The organism is Paraflavitalea soli (genome assembly GCF_003555545.1).
GTDB classification, from domain to species: domain Bacteria; phylum Bacteroidota; class Bacteroidia; order Chitinophagales; family Chitinophagaceae; genus Paraflavitalea; species Paraflavitalea soli.
Genome location: NZ_CP032157.1, coordinates 3,398,245 through 3,416,058, shown reverse-complemented (window position 1 = coordinate 3,416,058; position 17,814 = coordinate 3,398,245). Strand labels below are relative to the sequence as shown.

The 17,814-nt window shown below is 45.9% G+C and carries 10 protein-coding genes; 4 read left to right on the top strand and 6 right to left on the bottom strand.

All coding sequences use genetic code 11. From position 1 onward, the window contains the following. The first annotated feature begins 314 nt into the window (after positions 1–314). Positions 315–3,452, top strand: coding sequence for an amidohydrolase family protein (locus D3H65_RS12520; RefSeq protein ID WP_119050639.1), 3,138 nt, complete (start codon positions 315–317; stop codon positions 3,450–3,452). Between the two features lie 1,368 nt (positions 3,453–4,820). On the opposite strand, the gene D3H65_RS12510 is transcribed toward D3H65_RS12520, so the two are convergent. Both D3H65_RS12510 and D3H65_RS12505 read right to left on the bottom strand, forming a co-directional pair. Next, positions 4,821–5,321: a peroxiredoxin family protein gene (locus tag D3H65_RS12510; RefSeq protein WP_119050637.1), complete on the bottom strand. Its 501-nt coding sequence runs from the start codon at positions 5,319–5,321 to the stop codon at positions 4,821–4,823. Positions 5,322–5,341: 20 nt separating this feature from the next. Beyond that, positions 5,342–8,542, bottom strand: a complete 3,201-nt coding sequence (locus D3H65_RS12505) for an NAD(P)/FAD-dependent oxidoreductase (RefSeq protein ID WP_119050636.1) — start codon at positions 8,540–8,542, stop codon at positions 5,342–5,344. 295 nt (positions 8,543–8,837) lie between these two features. Here D3H65_RS12505 and D3H65_RS12500 point away from each other — a divergent pair, with 295 nt between their 5' ends. Then, positions 8,838–11,309, top strand: a complete 2,472-nt coding sequence (locus D3H65_RS12500) for an alpha/beta hydrolase family protein (protein WP_119050635.1) — start codon at positions 8,838–8,840, stop codon at positions 11,307–11,309. A gap of 11 nt (positions 11,310–11,320) precedes the next feature. Here the strand turns inward: D3H65_RS12500 and D3H65_RS12495 are convergent, their stop codons facing one another. Continuing rightward, positions 11,321–11,605 (bottom strand): hypothetical protein, encoded by a 285-nt coding sequence (locus D3H65_RS12495; RefSeq protein ID WP_162915591.1) that lies wholly within the window; start codon positions 11,603–11,605, stop codon positions 11,321–11,323. Positions 11,606–12,156: 551 nt separating this feature from the next. Here D3H65_RS12495 and D3H65_RS12490 point away from each other — a divergent pair. Both D3H65_RS12490 and D3H65_RS12485 read left to right on the top strand, forming a co-directional pair. Further along, positions 12,157–14,544 (top strand): glycoside hydrolase family 2 protein, encoded by a 2,388-nt coding sequence (locus tag D3H65_RS12490; protein ID WP_119050633.1) that lies wholly within the window; start codon positions 12,157–12,159, stop codon positions 14,542–14,544. A 66-nt stretch (positions 14,545–14,610) separates the two neighbouring features. Beyond that, positions 14,611–15,498 carry an alpha/beta hydrolase gene (locus D3H65_RS12485; RefSeq protein WP_119050632.1) on the top strand — a complete coding sequence of 296 codons (888 nt, stop codon included), beginning with the start codon at positions 14,611–14,613 and terminating at the stop codon, positions 15,496–15,498. Here the strand turns inward: D3H65_RS12485 and D3H65_RS12480 are convergent. The 3 genes from D3H65_RS12480 to D3H65_RS12470 all read right to left on the bottom strand — a co-directional run bounded on the left by D3H65_RS12480 (position 15,491) and on the right by D3H65_RS12470 (position 17,723). Then, complete coding sequence (locus D3H65_RS12480; RefSeq protein ID WP_119050631.1) at positions 15,491–16,633, bottom strand: acyltransferase family protein; 1,143 nt, start codon at positions 16,631–16,633, stop codon at positions 15,491–15,493. The two genes, D3H65_RS12485 and D3H65_RS12480, sit on opposite strands and share 8 nt — an antisense overlap. Positions 16,634–16,642: 9 nt before the next feature. Then, positions 16,643–17,089 (bottom strand): MauE/DoxX family redox-associated membrane protein, encoded by a 447-nt coding sequence (locus D3H65_RS12475; protein WP_119050630.1) that lies wholly within the window; start codon positions 17,087–17,089, stop codon positions 16,643–16,645. A 268-nt stretch (positions 17,090–17,357) separates the two neighbouring features. Next, entirely contained in the window at positions 17,358–17,723 is a 366-nt protein-coding gene (locus D3H65_RS12470) for a helix-turn-helix transcriptional regulator (RefSeq protein ID WP_119050629.1), read from the bottom strand. Between the last annotated feature and the right edge of the window lie 91 nt (positions 17,724–17,814).

Below are 17,814 nucleotides of genomic sequence, written 5' to 3'. Positions count from 1 at the left end.
TTGAAAATTATGCCTACTCTCTTCTGATGGTTTTCGGCTGCCCCATAACGCCGTAAGAATACGGCCCCAGCGGCCGGACTGCAGTACCGACTCTGGCAAATTACCCGCACGGGATGTATAAAAGTTTGTGTTTATTTATCGTACATGCAATGGTTTATGTACATGTAGGTGTAGGTGTAAATATTGATTTGTTTTTTCGCTAAACCTGTATGCAATTTAAATACATAAAAAAATGAGAATGGTAAAAAAAATGCTGTGATAGGTAGTATTTCAAAAGCTGCTTAAATTTATTCTATCATTATATTGTTACCTACATGATTAAAAAACTAGCATTGTTTTGTTTGTATATTGCTACTGCCAGAGGATATGCTCAAAGTAGAGTTACCGATGTACTACCAATTAAAATAAGCCGGACTGTTACCTTTAGTACACAGACAGGTAGTAATATGAGTGTTGATATTTCACCGGATGGAAAGCAGGTTGTATTTGATCTGTTGGGTGACCTGTATATTGTTTCTGTGGATGGAGGTTTAGCGAGGCAACTAACCAGAGGGTTGGCCGTTAACACGCGGCCTGTATGGAGTCCAAAAGGAGATAAAATTGCATATATAAGTGACGCAACAGGGATTGATAGGCTGACAGTCATAAATACTACGGGGGGGCAGAGTCAATCTTTCGGTACGAAAGAGAGGGGTGTTCCTATTTGGGGTACCGAAGGGGACTGGATAGCTAGCAACTCAAGAAATCCAGCAGGTGACTATTTTATGTATTATCTGGGTGGAGGTAGAGTTAAAGTGACGCCTGATATTAACAGAATAACCAATTTTTCGCCTGATAGTAAATTTATTTATTGCGATCACATAAAGATGACTGGCGAAAGATGTATAATGAAGTATGATATTGCTTTAGGTATCCAAAATCAATTCTTTGAATTTGACTCTGAAAGTATCGAAAATTTGCAAAATATTAAGGTGGCTCCAGACGGTAGTTGGCTTAGTTATTTAGTATTGAACAATGTTGAATACAACTTAGTGGTGATTGATTTGGTTGGAAAAACGAAACGAGTACTTGCACAATGGTATTGTAAGGTGCCGGATCCAGGAAGTGGTGCATTTCAATATGGCATTTCGGCTGATTCAAAAAAAATAGTGATTGGTTATGGGGGGAAACTGCATTTGATTGATGTGCCTAGTGGTAAAAATGATACCATCTCCTTTCTGGCACACGTTAAGGTTGATATGGGGAAACTAAATGATAACCATTTTAAGTTAGATCAGAACTCATTGGTTGCAAAATACATTCGCTATGCACATGCAAGTCCTGATGGAAAACGGCTGGTGTTTGCTGCTCTTTCCCGCATTTATATCATGGATTTGCCTAACGGTACCCCTCGGTTATTAGTAGATCAGCCGGTGAATCAATTTCAACCTGCTTGGTCGCCCGATGGTCATTGGGTTGCCTACACATCCTGGAGTGATAAAACATTCGGTCAGGTGTGGAAAGCAGGTATGAATGGAGCCCCCCCAATTCAGATAACCAAGGAGCCTGGTGTTTATCATAACCCTACTTGGTCGAATGATGGAAAAGATATCGTTGTGGGGAAAGGAGGACGTTGGTTCGAAGATAAACCATGGATTGGAGGGCGGGATGGGCCAGGATATGGAAAGTTACTTATAGTAGGTGTTAAGGATGGTGATGCAAGAATAATAGCAGACAGTATACCCTTGACCAGTAGGCAAGTATTCTCATTAACCGGAGATAGCCTAATCTATACTTCTTTACATAATAAAAGTATTGGGGGTACTTATCCTTATTTGATTGTCCAAAGTTTAGGGAATGGTACTAGGGTTATTGCTACTGGGCAACCAAGTGGAGCGGACGAATTTTTTATACGACAAATCATCGTTTCTCCTGATAGGAGGTTTATAGTGTATTTACGCCAGGAAAATCTTCATTTGATACCTTTACTTCGAAGCGGTCAACCTTCCATTATCTATGATGAAGAACAGCAATTACCAGTTATCCGGTTTGCCCGCGGCGGTTTTGATCCACACTGGGAAAAGGGCGGAAAGATATTAAGCTGGTCATACGCCAATAAATATTATCAGGTCGATCCTGAAAAAATAGTCAACGCTGCTTTTCTGGCCGTTAAGAAAAGAGTTAAAGGTGAAACGGTTGATCCTGCCGTTTTGGATGTGAGTATTGTTCCCGATAAAACTATCACTATTAACTTAAAAGTGCCCAGAAGGGTGTCGACAACTCTGGTGGCGTTGAAAAATGCCAGAATTATCACCATGCAAGATAATAAGGTGATAGAAAAGGGAACCTTGTTGATTCGTAATGGTAGGTTAGTGACAGTAGAGAAGAGTGATCACGTAAAAATTCCAGATGGGGCAATCGTTGTGGATTTATCAGGTAAAACTATCATGCCAGGATTAATTGACCTCCATGACCATTTGCGTCTCACTGCAGAAATTTTCCCTCAACAGAAATGGGAGTTGATGGCCAACCTTGCATATGGAATTACTACTGCGAGGGAACCTTCAGGTAGCCATGATTCTTTTGGATACGAAGAGTTGATTGAAACTGGTAAAATGATCGGACCAAGGCTTTTTAATGTTGGGCGTGCTGTAAGGGATAAACCTTATTATGAAATAAACAAGCTGGAAGATGCGCGGATCATTGTTCAAAATCGTGCACGAATGGGAGCTGTCTTGGTTAAACAATATCTACAAGAAACACGACAACGTCGCCAATGGCTCTTATTGGCCTGTGAAGAAGCTGGCCTGAATATGACCAACGAAGTAGAAATGGGTATGAGAGGATTTTTGGGTCATATAAAGGATGGAAGCTCTGGTATTGAACACAATCCTTTATGGGGAGAGGCTTTTGAGGACGTATACAAACTGGTGGCAGCTTCTGGTACCTATCTTACCCCTACTTTACAAGCTACACACGGAACATCTTCTGCAAAACTTCAGTTTGACAGCCTGTTTTGTAAAGCTGATAAAAGATTAACACATTATTTCCCAAATGAACAAATAGATCAACGGTGTATGCAATGGAAAGAAATGAAAGATAATTCCGGCCTTCAGTTTTTGCAATCTTTTTTGAACCATTCAAGGATCAACGCAGAGATTTATGCGCGGGGGGGAAAGATAACTATGGGTAGTCATGGCGAAAATCCCGGTATTGGTGCTCATTTTGAGATATGGGCTTTGCAAATGGGTGGATTGACCAATTTGGAAGCATTGCGCACAGCCACCATTTTGGCGGCTGGTGCTTTGGGCATGCAAAAGGATTTGGGTTCGCTAGAGGCCGGTAAAATTGCAGACTTGCTCATCCTGGATAATAACCCACTTGATGATATTCAGCATACGATCGATATACGCTATATTATGAAGAATGGCATCTTGTACAATGCCAATACTTTAGAGGTTTACAGTCCTTAAAACATTAAGGTAAAATAGTTACAGTATAAATATTATTACAATATTGTATTGGAGTGGTAGATGGAAGGTCCCAGCAAAGACTTGATATAGTATAAGCTGAATGGAACACTGTACCATCGGGAAAATCAGTCAGGTCGACATGGCCGAGTGTTTTACAGACCGTATTAAACGGCCCATTCGGCGTAGCCCAAACGACAGTTGTGCGATAAAGACAATATACATTGAAGTTCTTTGCCTTAAACGCTAACGCACATGCAATTACACCTGTTATTGCAATGGAAATCAACATGATTTTCACTCTTTTCATAAAAAAAGATTAAAGATTTAAGAGGGCAATTAGTTATTGAGTAGGGCTTATATAGGCTTGTTTCTGCTTTTTTTATATTGATGCTCGCCGCTATCGATCCTTGTCTTACTCTAAACAAAGTGTTTTTGTTAAAACGAAATGTATAGTAGGCGTGAATGTTGGAATGTCCAACGCGGAGTTAGCGTAATGAATATACTTTTGTGTACTGCTCCTTCATCTAGTAGTCCACACGTAAAATATTGGCCCAATGTTTTGCAAGTATGTACTGCTGGATCGCCCACTTTTGTAGTGGTTAAAGTAGTTTTATATATACAGGATCCGCTAATTTTGTTTGCTTTAAAAGCGACAGCGCCAGATACTACTCCTATTACTAAAATTGCTAGGAACATTATTGTTACTTTTTTCATTGAAAAGAATTGAAGTGTTGAGATTAATGTTTATTAACATAATTCATTAGGTGAACGTATTTTGGAGATATTGGTATGGTGTTTGGAGTTATCAAGCCGAGTTATTCAATTGCCAATGTAAGAGTTAACGTGCATTTGAAAATTGCGTTTAGAATAGATATATCTACACACGATGTCTGGGTTGTAAATATCGATTTAAAAGTTGTGCCGTTTGGGAAGGGGCTTAGAGTATATTGTCCTATAGCAATGCAAATACTAATTTGTATTTCTTCGTCTAGTGTAATGAATTTTGTTTGATATACACAAAGTCCTTGTTGCTTTTTTACTTTAAAGGCGAGTGCTCCGGCTAAAATTGCCATAGTTAGAATGATGTAGAACAAAGTCTTTACTTTTTTCATAAAATATTTATGAAAGGTTGTTATGCTACTATTTTTCATTACAAAATTAGGGAGTTAGAAAAATTAGATAGGGAATACAATTGCTGCGAACCGAAGTATTTGTTGTTGGATGTGCCGCTTAAATGGTAGTGATGGGATATAACTTTCGAAGCACAGATCGATTACTAAAGGTCATATGCTCCAGGAGACGCAAATACAGCGTAACAGTTGGACCTGTAATTGTTGATATTTAATATGATCAAGTGAGTTGCTACGGTTAAGAATGAGTTTTCAACGCGTCTTTTATTTTCTGGATTTTGATGCTGCCATAGTATGCTTTTACCAGCTTGCCATTACTATTGTAAATGGCTGTGTAAGGGAAGCCTACAATGTTTAAAGAAGTGCCAATGGTATTAGCGGTATCTGAGGCAGTAATAATGTTTTTGTATTGGCTTAATTTGTGGAAATCATAAAATTGATGCATGGCCTGGTAAGGAAAGGGCGTGATCAGATATACACGAATATTTTTAAGATCTTCCACATTGTCTAGTATCTCTTTAACCTGATGTTTGGAATAAGGGCAGTAAGGTCCAAAGTAAACCAAGGCAGTTGCCTGGCCCTGTGGAATGTCTTTTGCTGTAATCCAAGTTGTACTATCAGCTAGCTGGGCATTAAATGCTGGTATATCCATGCCTGCGGGTACCGTAGTATCTAATTGTTTATCTTCACTTTGACAACTTGCTATAAGCAGTATTAGAATAATAAATGTATATTTCATTGAAGTAGTATTTGTTGTTATTAAACATTCACCGGTATTTCTGTTGGCACCGGTTCCATCGTTTTTTGCAGCTTAGCAGCAAGTTCTGTCTCTGTAGCTGTTTGCCATAGCCAGTTTAGTAATACAAGGGCAAAGGCAGTTTCCAAGATCACAGGGAATGCCTGGAGCCGTATAGCGGCCGGCGATGCTATGATGGTAAAAGTTGCATTTAGTAGCCAGATGGCAATCACGATCAGTATGGTTTTCCTTAAAGGGGATTGTTTTTTAAATCCATGTAGTATATGGAAACAAACAAAACAGCATAGTAATACTACATTCATTACTCCTGTTAATATGGGATATAACTCCAGAATATTGATGTTAGGGTCTTCAAACCGAGACTTTATCCTGGCTGATTTGTAGCGAAACCAGGATTGTGCCCATAAATTAACGCTATCTTTCCCTTGGTTGTATACTTCGAGGAATTCTGCAGGTGGTGCATAGTATTTGATGGCATTGGGCCATAAAAAATGCTGGGCAAAATGTAACGGATACTGGCGGATAATATAAGAACCATATTCTTTGTAGAAGGGACCCATTATGGCCCATTTTTGTAATTCGGTGGCTGTCGAATCTTGTTTTCCCAATACCTTTTTCCTATATTGATATAAAGGTGAAGTAGGTGTCCACATATAGGCCGTACTGGCTTTAATTGCTTCGAATGGATATTTTCTGAAATTTCTGGTGGAATCAAAGTATTCGCGGATCATATTGTCTAGCACCTTGAACTTTTTAGGTACTGGCTTACGATCGGCGCTATCTACCCAGCGATAGGTATACATGGCATTATTGGCGGCTTGCCAACCACTGAAGGGACTGAACTGCCAGGTACCGGCCAGGGCCTTGTATTTGTTGCCCGTGTACCAGATGAATAAACCGCAAAGTATTATAGGGGCGGCAATACCAATTATCCTTTTGCCCCACGACATTTTGCCGAGCAACAGGGCTAGGGCGGCAATAGCCGGATAGACCAGCGCATTGTATCGAATAGTGAAAGCCAGGGGCAGAATGAGCGCATGCCAGAATAAAATGCGGGTGGATGGGCGGTGAATGATCCACAACAAGAGGCCGAACCAGGTAAGACTCAACGCCAGGAAAATACAATCGGTGGAAATGAGGTTAGCCATGTGCAGGAAGAGAGGATTGATAACCATAAAACACAAGAGGATGATCTGGGTAGTTCTGCTAATTTTATGGAAATAGAAGAGGCTGAACAGAAAGAACAATCCTGCTACCTGTGTAGCCAGGTACTGGAAGGCTACCAATGCTGTATCCGAGCTGCTAAACACGCTGAACAGTCGTAAGAAGCGGGAATAGCCAATGAGGTGTACATTGAGGTCTGCATTTTGGGAAGCAGCCAGGATATAGAAAAAGGAATCCCCATGGATATAGTTGGCAAAAGGATAAAAATATTTGAATGCCACAAATTGAATGATCAGGGCGATGGCGGAAAACCACAGAAATCGGCGGTTCCATTTGTTGTGGAAGAGAAAGGATTTGAAGCTAAACGCTGGTTCAAGCCCATTGCGCAAAGCAGGTTGATGTTGACGGACTAATTCACTCTCAGGTGCTGTTGCTATGGCATCTTCTTTCTTTTCTTCGTGGTATTCCATCTCGGTATTGATAGCCCATAGATTGTCTTTGCTGGTAACGCCTGCCGCAATATTGTCTACCGCCACCATGGCCGTGAGCATGCTGTGATCGCTGTTATTATACTTGTGCATCCCATTACGGCCTACCAGGAAAAGGTTTTGCAAAGTATTGGTATAGGCCTTAATCTCTTCAAAGCGTTCATAAGCGCCAAAGTAAGCCGGGTAGGTTTTTTCCACGCGCAGTACGGTGCTGTCCAGCACATCTTCCACAGAGATTAATCCTATTTTTTCTAACTCAGATATGGCAATGGTTTTGATCTGGTCGTCGGGAAGTTTCCAGAAGGCATCGGTTTCATTGCAGAAGAATTCCATACCGATCCATACATTGTTGGGATCGGCCACCATATGCGGACTCCAGTTGTGAAACAATTGAAGGCGGCCAACCTTGACTCCTGCATCCTGCACATAGATCCAGTTGTCTTGCAGGTTCAACTGCTCCCACTGGCCGGTACGTTCATGTTGCGTGGCCATGCGACGCAGCAAGATGCCTACGGTGATGAAGTCGCGGTACAAGAGACCACCAGCTATTTCCCGCACATTGTTGGGCACCGGCCCCTGCATACCCGCTACCAGGTCTTTGATGGGCATGGTACTGAAGAAATAATCTCCTTCCAGATAAAGGGATTCGCCGGTTTGGCTATTGCTGGCTACGACTGCGGTCACCTGGTTATCCGTAACATGAATATCTTTTACGTCCTGGTGCATATGGATGATGCCGCCCATGGCTTCTACCTGTCTTGCTACTTCTTCCCAGAGCTGACCTGGTCCCAACTTGGGATAGAGAAACTGTTCAATCAGGCTGGTCTCGGTATCTTTCTGGGCCAGGTCGCCGGATGATTTGTTCTTCTTGCGGGTGATCTCTTTTACGGCATGCGCAATGGCTTTGCTGATGCTGACCCCTTTGATGCGCTGGGCGCCCCACTCGGCAGAGATTTCGTTACACGGTACCCCCCATACCTTCTCGGTATAATCGCGGAAGAACATCTTATACAATACCTGGCCGAAACGATTGACCATAAAATCTTCGAGGTTCTTCTCTGGCTTGCGGGGCAATAACTGCGCCCGCAGGTAGGAAAAGAGAATGGCGAGCGTGCGGCCCAGGCCCAGCTTGCGCAAAGTATCGATAGACAGGGAAATGGGATAAGTGAAGAATTTGCGCAGGAAATAAATGCGGGATAGCCGCTTGCGCACCAGCATGACTTTATCAGGATCTTCACCGGTCTCTACATCGGTTGCTGAAGGGGTAAAACTGGCCTCCTGGTTTTGGTATTTGAGGGTGATGCTTTTGTCGGCACTGGCTTCCAATGGCAGGATGCTGAGCCACCATTTCATGACCCGGTCACTTTTCGAAAAGAAGCGGTGGCCGCCAATGTCCATGCGGTTGCCTTTGTAATTGACGGTTTTGGAAATGCCGCCAATATCGCCGCTTTTTTCCAGGATGACAGGGATGATGTCTGTACGTGTGAGGAGTTCGTAAGCGGCGGTAAGTCCTGCCGGCCCGGCGCCGATGATAATCGCTTTTTTTTGCATAAGGATGAGGTGTGTATGACCCACCCGCGTGCCTATACGAACTACGTATACCACGTGGCGGTTGCGTGAGTAAATCAATCGTTAATGGTACGAATGCCGGTAATGAATTCGAATGTTGTTGGTAGTTGTGTGTCAGGGGTTATGATGTACTGCCGGTAGTAAAACCGGCCTATCTGTATGCAATGTACTTTGGTGGGGTGATGAGAATGGAATGATGGTTGCTGCGAGTGGGAGTATTTTTGCTCCTGGAAACAGTCATCATTTTCAGTAGGTAAGTTTGGTGTATCATGTCACGATGAAAAAAGCAATCACTTTATTATCAGCCTTATTTTTTCTGCAAGCAGTAGCTGCACAGCAAAAGCCGCAGATCGATACAGCTATGCTGTATACCTGGCCTTACCTGCTTCCGTATGAGAATAATGTTGTGATCAGTAAGAGTGGACATTATGTAGCGTATATTATTTACCAGGTGCAACCAGGCCTGCATAGCCTGACTATACAGGATTTGCGAGGCTCCTGGAAGAAGACCATGCAGGTGCGCAAACCGGCGATCCTGTTTTTTGATGCACAGGATAAGCTCCTGTTGTGGAAGGATGGTGACACGGTATGGCAACAGGAACTGGGAAAAGATCGATCGAGGGTATTGGATTCTGCGGAGCAGCTGACCGACGGAACACAAGAGAAGCGACCTTGGATAGATTTATTGGCAGGCGATAGTGCTATTCAGCGAAAAATACGCACAGCGGCATTCAAGTACCTGAAGGGGGCCAACGTGGGAGAAATGATTGGTTTTAGTGAAGATGGATGTCGTTTATTTTTCCAGGTGCGGCAGCCTTTGGCCTTGTTGAAGCGAGATACCGGTGTGGTACCGGTTGATATCTGGAGCTACCGGGATGAAATCATTTATCCGGCACAGCAGAAAGTTATAGACTCCTGTAGGACTTATATCGCTGTAATGGATGTTGACAGCGGGCAGGCATACCTATTAGAAAAGGAATGGGATGAGCACTTATTGTTTGATAGCCGGTGTACCTACCAGCTCTTGCTGAAAGGTGGTACGCGTAACCCAGACATAGCTTCCTGGTGGCCCCATGCCAACCCGGCAAGTGCCTGGCTGGTCTCTACAAAAGATGGCTCCAGGCGGGAGGTGATGGTGCCTGCAACGGGTATACAATTTTTTTATTCGCCGGCAGGGCGATGGATCTATTACTGGGATCGGGCCGCGAAGCATTATTATAGCCTTGATCCTAATACAGGCATATCAAGAAATATCACATCCAATATTCCCGTAAATGTACTGGACGATGTAGATGAGCTCACCGAGCCGGTACCAGCCGGTATAGCTGGTTGGCTGGTGGGAGATACTGCTGTATGGTTGTATGATTGTTATGATATATGGCAGGTAGATCCTGCAGGGGCCAGGCTACCGGTGAATCTGACAGGTGGTTATGGGCGCAGTCATGGTATCAAACTAAGGCTGGTGGATGAAAACCAGTTGCCTTTTGAAGAGAAGGAAGAATTGCTCTTATCAGGATTCGATGTCAATACGAAGTATAATGGCTTTTTTCAAATGCTACCCGATGTCCCCGGAGAACCTGAAGTGCTGATCATAGGGTCCTATACTTATTACCAAACTACCATCATGAAACAATCTTTCAGCATTGGTATGCGGCCTTTGCAGGGCGGAACTGGTAAGCACAAACGCTGGATCGTGTGGCGGGAAAGCGCCACGGAATACCCGAACTTGTATGTGAGTAAGGACTTGCGATCTTTCACGCCCTTGACCCAACTGGCTCCTCAACGTGCTTATAACTGGTTGCATACCGAATTAGTGACCTGGACCATGTTTAATGGCGCCACAGGAAGCGGCGTCTTGTACAAGCCCGATAATTTTGACCCAAAGCTGCAATACCCGGTGTTGTTTAACTTTTACGAAAGATATGCGCAGCGTTGCTACCAGTTTCCCATGCCTGGCCTCACCACTGATAATATCAATATACCCTGGTTTGTAAGCCGGGGCTACCTGGTCTTTACACCCGACATCCGGTTTAGTATACCGGGCACAGACAGCGTGCTGGCAGTAGAGGATGCGGCTTACAATACAGTAGTATCAGCAGCGCAATGGCTGGCAACGCTTCCGTATATAGACGGGAAGCGGATGGGCATACAGGGACATAGTTTTGGCGGACTGGAAGTTTATAACCTGATCACCCGTACCGGCCTATTTGCTGCCGCTGCTACTGTGGGGGCTACTTCTGATCTGATCAGCAGCTACCTGGGGCTGGTAACAGGTGGTGTACAGGTGGCTGGCGCGCCGGAAAAACAACACAAGCAGGATCACCCGCAGGCCAGGATAGGAAAGACCCCTTGGGAAGCGCAGCAGGTGTACCAGCAAAATTCTCCGGTATTGAACGCCAACAACATTACTACACCACTCATGATCGTGCACAATAAGCTGGATGGATCGATTAATTACCGGCAAGGGGTGGAAATGTACATGGCTATGCGGCGGTTGGGAAAACCCTGTTGGTTGTTGCAGTACGACCGCAGTGGACATACACTCAGCAACCGGCAGGACGCTATCGATTACACCCTGCGGCTAACTCAATTCTTTGATCATTACCTGCAATATAAACCGGCACCCCGTTGGATGACGAAGACCAACCTGGCCGGGTATAAAGGCGTCAATGACCTCTATGCTCAAGACGAAGTTGGTCAATGTGCACCAGGGTGCCCCATATGCAGCCACCGAAAATCATTACCGTAGTTTGGTAGATATTATTCTTCTACCAATAATTGTTTAGCGCGGTTGCAAATAATTTCGGCAGGGCAATCACCAACGGATGGCTTGGGAACTGTAGTGGCATATTGGTTGACAGCAGCTCCCTGGGTGGTTGTGTAATAGTTGCCCACACCAAAGAACGGACACTTGGTGGCTACGGGCCCATTGGACAATAACCGTTCGTAGGCGCATACATCCGGGGATTTGACCTTGAAAGCGAGGGCCCCTGCAACAATGGCCAGTATGCAAATAGCAGATAACATGATCCTTACCTTCTTCATAAAAAAGTATTTAGGGTTTAACAATAATATTTTGAGGATAAGCCGGAGAGCCGGTTCAATAAAGGGCAGGTATTGCAATGTACAATGGTGACATAATGGAGATGGATTTATTAACGATGCGAAAAGTACTATTTATCGACAGTTGGCTATAACGCCGAAGGATGGCTTAAATTGGGGTAGAGGGAGCCGTATGCGTTGAAATAAGCAGTCGTCCTTGATGTAGGTTTCGATAAGGAGATAAGGCCTTCGATTGGCTCCTTAAACCCGGGTGAGCCGCCCTTGAAGGGCGACCCACCCTTTAGGCGGCTTCGACAGGCTCAGCCTGACATTCGTTAAGCCTTCGATTGGCTCCTTAGGCCCGGGCGACCCGCCCTTTAGGCGGCTTCGACAGGCTCAGCCTGACATTCGTTAAGCCTTCGATTGGCTCCTTAAACCCGGGTGAGCCGCCCCGAAAGGGCGACCCACCCTTTGACCACTGACAAATAGATGGTTAAAGGATTGTGTTATTCGTTCTATAATATTCTGATCAATGATCTATAAAAATCCATACAATGAGCCATACGAGAAAATTAGGGATAGCGCTTTGCCTGCTGGCAGGAAGCCTGAGCCAGGCCCAGACCTGGAAAATGCAACCCGTAGCATTGCAAACACGCTGGGCGAAGGAGGTAAAGGCAGATAAGCCCTACAATGAGTACCCGCGTCCCCAGTTGGAGCGCACTCAATGGACCAACCTCAATGGGTTGTGGCAATATGCCATTACATCGGCCGAGGCTTCCACACCCACGGCCTGGGAAGGCCATATCCTGGTGCCTTACCCCTTGGAGTCGGCCCTCTCTGGTGTAAAGAAAGCATTGATGCCTGAGCAGCGCCTTTGGTATAAACGCAGCATTGTAGCACCAGCCATGAAGGCGGGAGAAAAATTACTGCTGCATTTTGGCGCGGTAGATTACCAATGCTGGGTATTCCTCAACGGCAAGCAGGTAGGTACCCACGAGGGGGGCTATACTGCTTTTGACATCGACATTACCACTGCTTTAAAGAAAGGCGCTAATGAGCTGGTGCTGAAAGTATATGACCCATCCGATGCCGGCATTGGCCCCCGGGGCAAACAAGTATTGAATCCTAAAGACATTTATTATACCCCCAGTTCCGGCATCTGGCAAACGGTGTGGCTGGAACAGGTGCCTGCTGCTTACATCAACCATTTGGAGCTTACGCCCCAATTGTCTGGCGCTTCGCTGGAAAAGGGACAGCTGACCCTCAACAGCCAGGTGATAGGCGATTGCAAGGGATGTACCATTGAAGCCATAAGTGGCGTTGCTACTGCCACGCTTAAACCAGCTGCCGGAGGCAACTATACCGGCGTATTGGCAATCGCGCAACCAAAATTATGGTCGCCCGCTGATCCTTACCTCTATGACCTGGTGGTGAGGCTGAAAAAAGGCAATGCCGTGATTGACGAAGTGAAGTCTTATTTTGGTATGCGGCAGGTAAGTGTGCAGAAAGACAACCAGGGTGTAGAACGTATATTCCTCAATGGCAAGCCCTACTTCAACCTCGGTACGCTGGACCAGGGCTTCTGGCCAGATGGGCTACATACAGCACCTACCGATGCGGCCCTGCGGTTTGATATAGAAGCCATTAAAAGCATGGGTTTTAATACCATCCGTAAGCATATCAAAATAGAACCAGCACGCTGGTACTACCATGCCGATAAACTGGGCATGTTGGTATGGCAGGATTTTGTACAGCCCAATCCCGGCTTGCCTGCAGGCGCCAAACAGATCTTTGAAAAACAAGGCAAAGAGATGATGGAGCAATTGCACAACCATCCCTGTATTACCACCTGGGTGCTCTTTAATGAAAAATGGGGGCAATACGATCAGGAACGCCTGACCAAATGGATAAAAGCCACGGACCCCTCCAGGCTGGTAAATGGGCACAGCGGGGAGATATTGTATGTGAATGAAAAACTGCGCAGCCCCAGCCCGAATGCCTACGTGGCAGCCGATATGACGGATATACACAGTTACCCCGACCCCATGAACAGCATGAAAATGCCGGGCAAAGCCCAGGTGTTGGGGGAGTTTGGTGGTATTGGGGTATTCATTCCCAAACACCAATGGCTCACCAACAGCGCCTGGGGTTATGTAAATGAAAAGCCAGCAGGGCTGAAAGCCAAATACAGCATCATGAACAAACACCTGCAGCTGTTGCAAAAGGAAGGGCTGAGCGCCAGCATCTATACCCAGCCTTTTGATGTAGAGGGGGAGCAAAATGGGCTGATGACCTACGACCGGGAAGTGGTGAAAATACCTTTTGCCGAATTGAGGAAGATACACCAGGCACTCAATCCGCAAATGGGCAACCTGCCTGCCATTGCGGCCCTTGATACCGACCTGACGGAGCCGGGTGAGCTCTATGCTGCCATGCTGGAGGAATATATGAACGGGAAGACCGATCCGGCCTTTATCAAAGAACTGGCCATGACCGCAGCACAGGTAGGTGACCGGGCCGGGGTAAACCGGTTTAATGCTCTATACGTTGGTACGCTGAAAGCGCCTTACTCGGAAGATGACCTGGTATTGATCGAGAACAACACCAAAAAAGTAACCGACCCTGGTTTTATCTTCCTGCAGCAACAACTGCAAGCTAATCCCAACCGGGCCTTGCATACCAAACTGATGAATATTGTGTATGTCGACGTGATTGCACCCTATGTACCCAATGCAGCGGCTAAACCCAATTGGGAGGAGATTGCCATGAAGGTTAAGCCTTATGGCGCACCAGGTGAAGAGATTTTATTGCGGGCCAAAACGATCCAGCTGATGAACCAGCAGGATTGGGAACACCTGAAGCCGGTGGCCAAAGAGTACCTGTCGAAATATGGGCAATACCTGCAGCCGGAGGAAAAGAAAATACTGGAGGAGAAGATATAGGGAGTAGTTGATCATCTTAAGTATTCGTTTTAATAAAAGGACTTCCTAAAAGAGAAGTCCTTTTTTATGATTAGAACAGCTTGTTTATCAGCTTTTTTGCTTGCCTGCGCGATGGGTGTTGGCGCCCAACAAGTGATCCCCCTGTATACAGATAGTATTCCCGATAATTTAGGCCCGGTGCCTAAAGAGGAGCAGCCTACCATTACGGCTTATATCCCCCCGGTTGATAGGAATACCGGAACAGCCGTTGTGATCTTTCCGGGCGGTGCTTATTCCTTCCTGGCCACCAAAGAAGAAGGTACGGTGATTGCTGAAGCTTTTGTAAAAAAAGGGATTGCTGCTTTTGTAGTGAAATACCGCTTGCCCAAAGACAGTGTGATGCGCGATAAAAGTATGGCGCCCCTGATGGATGCGCAACAGGCTATCAGATTGGTAAGATTGCGGAGCAAAGAATGGCATATTGATCCTTACCGGGTGGGTGTGGTAGGCTATTCTGCCGGTGGCCACCTGGCTGCTACCCTGGGCACTCACTTCAATAAGAGCTACATACCCAACAAAGAAGAGATCAGCCTGCGTCCGGCCTTCATGATCCTCGTGTACCCGGTGATCAGCATGGAAAATGGACTGACGCATGGCGGTTCAAGGATAAGTTTACTGGGTGAGAAACCCACACCTGAGCAGCTGCATTTCTTTTCAGCAGAGACCAACACTAACTGGCAAACGCCGCCTACTTATATTACCCATGCCAGCGATGACCAGGTGGTGACTTCGGAAAACAGCGTGGCATTTTATCAGGCCTTGAAGAAAAAGGGTGTTCCCGTGGAATTGCACCTGTATCCCGAGGGCAACCATGGCTTTACCCAACGTCAGGCGGTGGATGAATGGCTGGAGCCCATGCTGCAATTCCTGAAGCGGAATGCCTGGTATTATGAAATAGCCGCCAATGCTAAGTAGCTTGTGGTAGGGGAGGTGCCGGTATATCAGTGGTCTTGATGGTGGCCGGTTTGGCAGGCTTCTGCAGCCATTTGAGCAAAGGTCTTTCCACCCACCAGTAAAATGCAATGCTGACACCCAGCGCTACGAACAGGTGGAAGAAAATGGCCAGGTCGGGTGGCAGGAAAAAGCCGGTTTTGGAATACAATATATTGAGCAGGGAGAAGGCACTGAAATGCACCAGGTAAATAGAGTAGGAGGCATCACCCACCAGCCGGGATAGCCTGTTGCTCCAGAGCCAACTGAGCTTGCCACTCTTCTCCAGGAATATACAACCCGCGAAAATAAAGCTGCTGGGAATACCCCAGTGCAGGAAGCGGTCCATACTCAGCTGGCCGGTCAATATAGGACCAATGGCGGCGATGAGTGGATTGGTATCAAATACCAGGTACACATACCAGGCAAGGCCAGCCACCAAGAGTGCAGCAGACAGATAGACCGGTACTTTCTTCACCTGCAGGTACAACTGGCAGATGATCACACCAAGCAGAAACTCCAACATGATGGCATTGGTGAGGATCGTTAATCGTACATCTTCTGGTTTAAAGATATAGCCAAGTGCGATCAAGGCTGCAATCATGCCCGACAACACTAATATTTTTCTTTTTATCCCGGAAAGAATGGTAGCGAAGAACATAATATAAAATAACCACTCGAAGGTGAGCGTCCAGCCGATCATGAGTAGGGGCGCAAAACTGTTGGGACTGAGTGGTAAGATAATCAAGGTGTCGATGGCGGAGTCGATGAACTGGTCGGAGCCGAGGTCGTAGTTACGGCCCACCATCCAGAACCGGATCATGATGGTAAAAATGAACAGGGCAGTAGCTATATAATAGATCGGGTTGATGCGGTAAAAGCGCTTTTGCAGAAACTTTACTCCTTCTTTGGCTCCGGTGTACTTACCCGCCACATAGGTGATGATAAATCCCGAGATCACAAAAAACAGGTCTACCCCAATACAACCCACATCGCTCAGGAAATGAAAACCTTCCTGGAAGGATTTGCCGCCATACTGCTGGCTCAGATCAATAGAGTGGGCATACACCACCACGCTGGCAGCTACGGCACGCAGGAACTGGATGGAGTCGAGTTTCATATAAATAATTTAAGTAGAAGCAATCGAATGAGCGCGGTGAGTATCCCGCCAGATCTTCCTTTCCAGCAATATGCCCACAATACCTAATAGGATGTACACACTGTTAAAAATAATATGGTCTCCCCAGGATAGCTGCGCCAGCACACCACCGCAACTGCAGGGCAGGTGATCGGAAATATTCATCAACACAATGATATAAACTGTAAAAGCCACCATGAGGGCGGTAGACGCATACAGCGCCCTTAAGCGCCAGCGCGGTATCACCAGCGCGGCTACCAGTAAAAACTCGAATGCCGGCAAGCCAACAGCCACCAGCGGGGCCGCAAAACCCACAATGGGTGATTGCTTTAGCTGGTCCTTGAAGATGTCAAATTCCATGATCTTACTAATGCCTGTATAGAGGAACAGGATGACAAACAAGGCGGTAATGATCTCTACAATAATGGCGCGTTTCATACAAAATTGATAGTAAGTGCAACAATAAGATCCGGGGGCCTCCAGCCTCCCGGATCATGGGATGTCTTGCATCATAGAGGTCTATTTTAAAAGAGGGGTTAAAGCCATGACCTTCAGCGGTCATACTCCCTGTAAGTTATTGTACGCCCATGATGCGGACAGGATAATCCATAATGCACACAGTATTATTTCCCGGTCATTTCCCAACAAGCAGGCGGATACTTAAAAAAGCATCCGCCTGTAAAGGGAGATCATCCGTCCAATAAAATTATACGGCGCTGCGCACCCCCTCGGGTATGCTCTTCCGGTAATCGGAAGGCCGGATATGGTAACGGCGGCGGAAGGCCGCACAGAAATTAGTGGGATGGTTGTAGCCACAGCGATGGGCAATTTCCCCAATGGAATAGTTGTTGCTTTCCATCAGTTCCATGGCCATCTTCATGCGGTGCTCGGTGAGAAAATCAAAGACAGGCTGTCCGTACAGGGCTTTAAAACCGGTCTTCAATTTAAACTCATTGATGCCTGCCGTTTGTGCCAGGCAGGGAATGGTGTAGTGATAACGCAGGTTCTTGAGAATGGTCTCGCGCACAAGGGCCAGTCTCTGAACATCGGCATCCGTAAGTTGAACTTGCATAGCAAAAGGTTTAATGATGAATGGATTACAAGGTGCCAGGGAATAGGGACATAAGGGTTAATGTGTTTGACAGATTAAATGGGTTCAATAG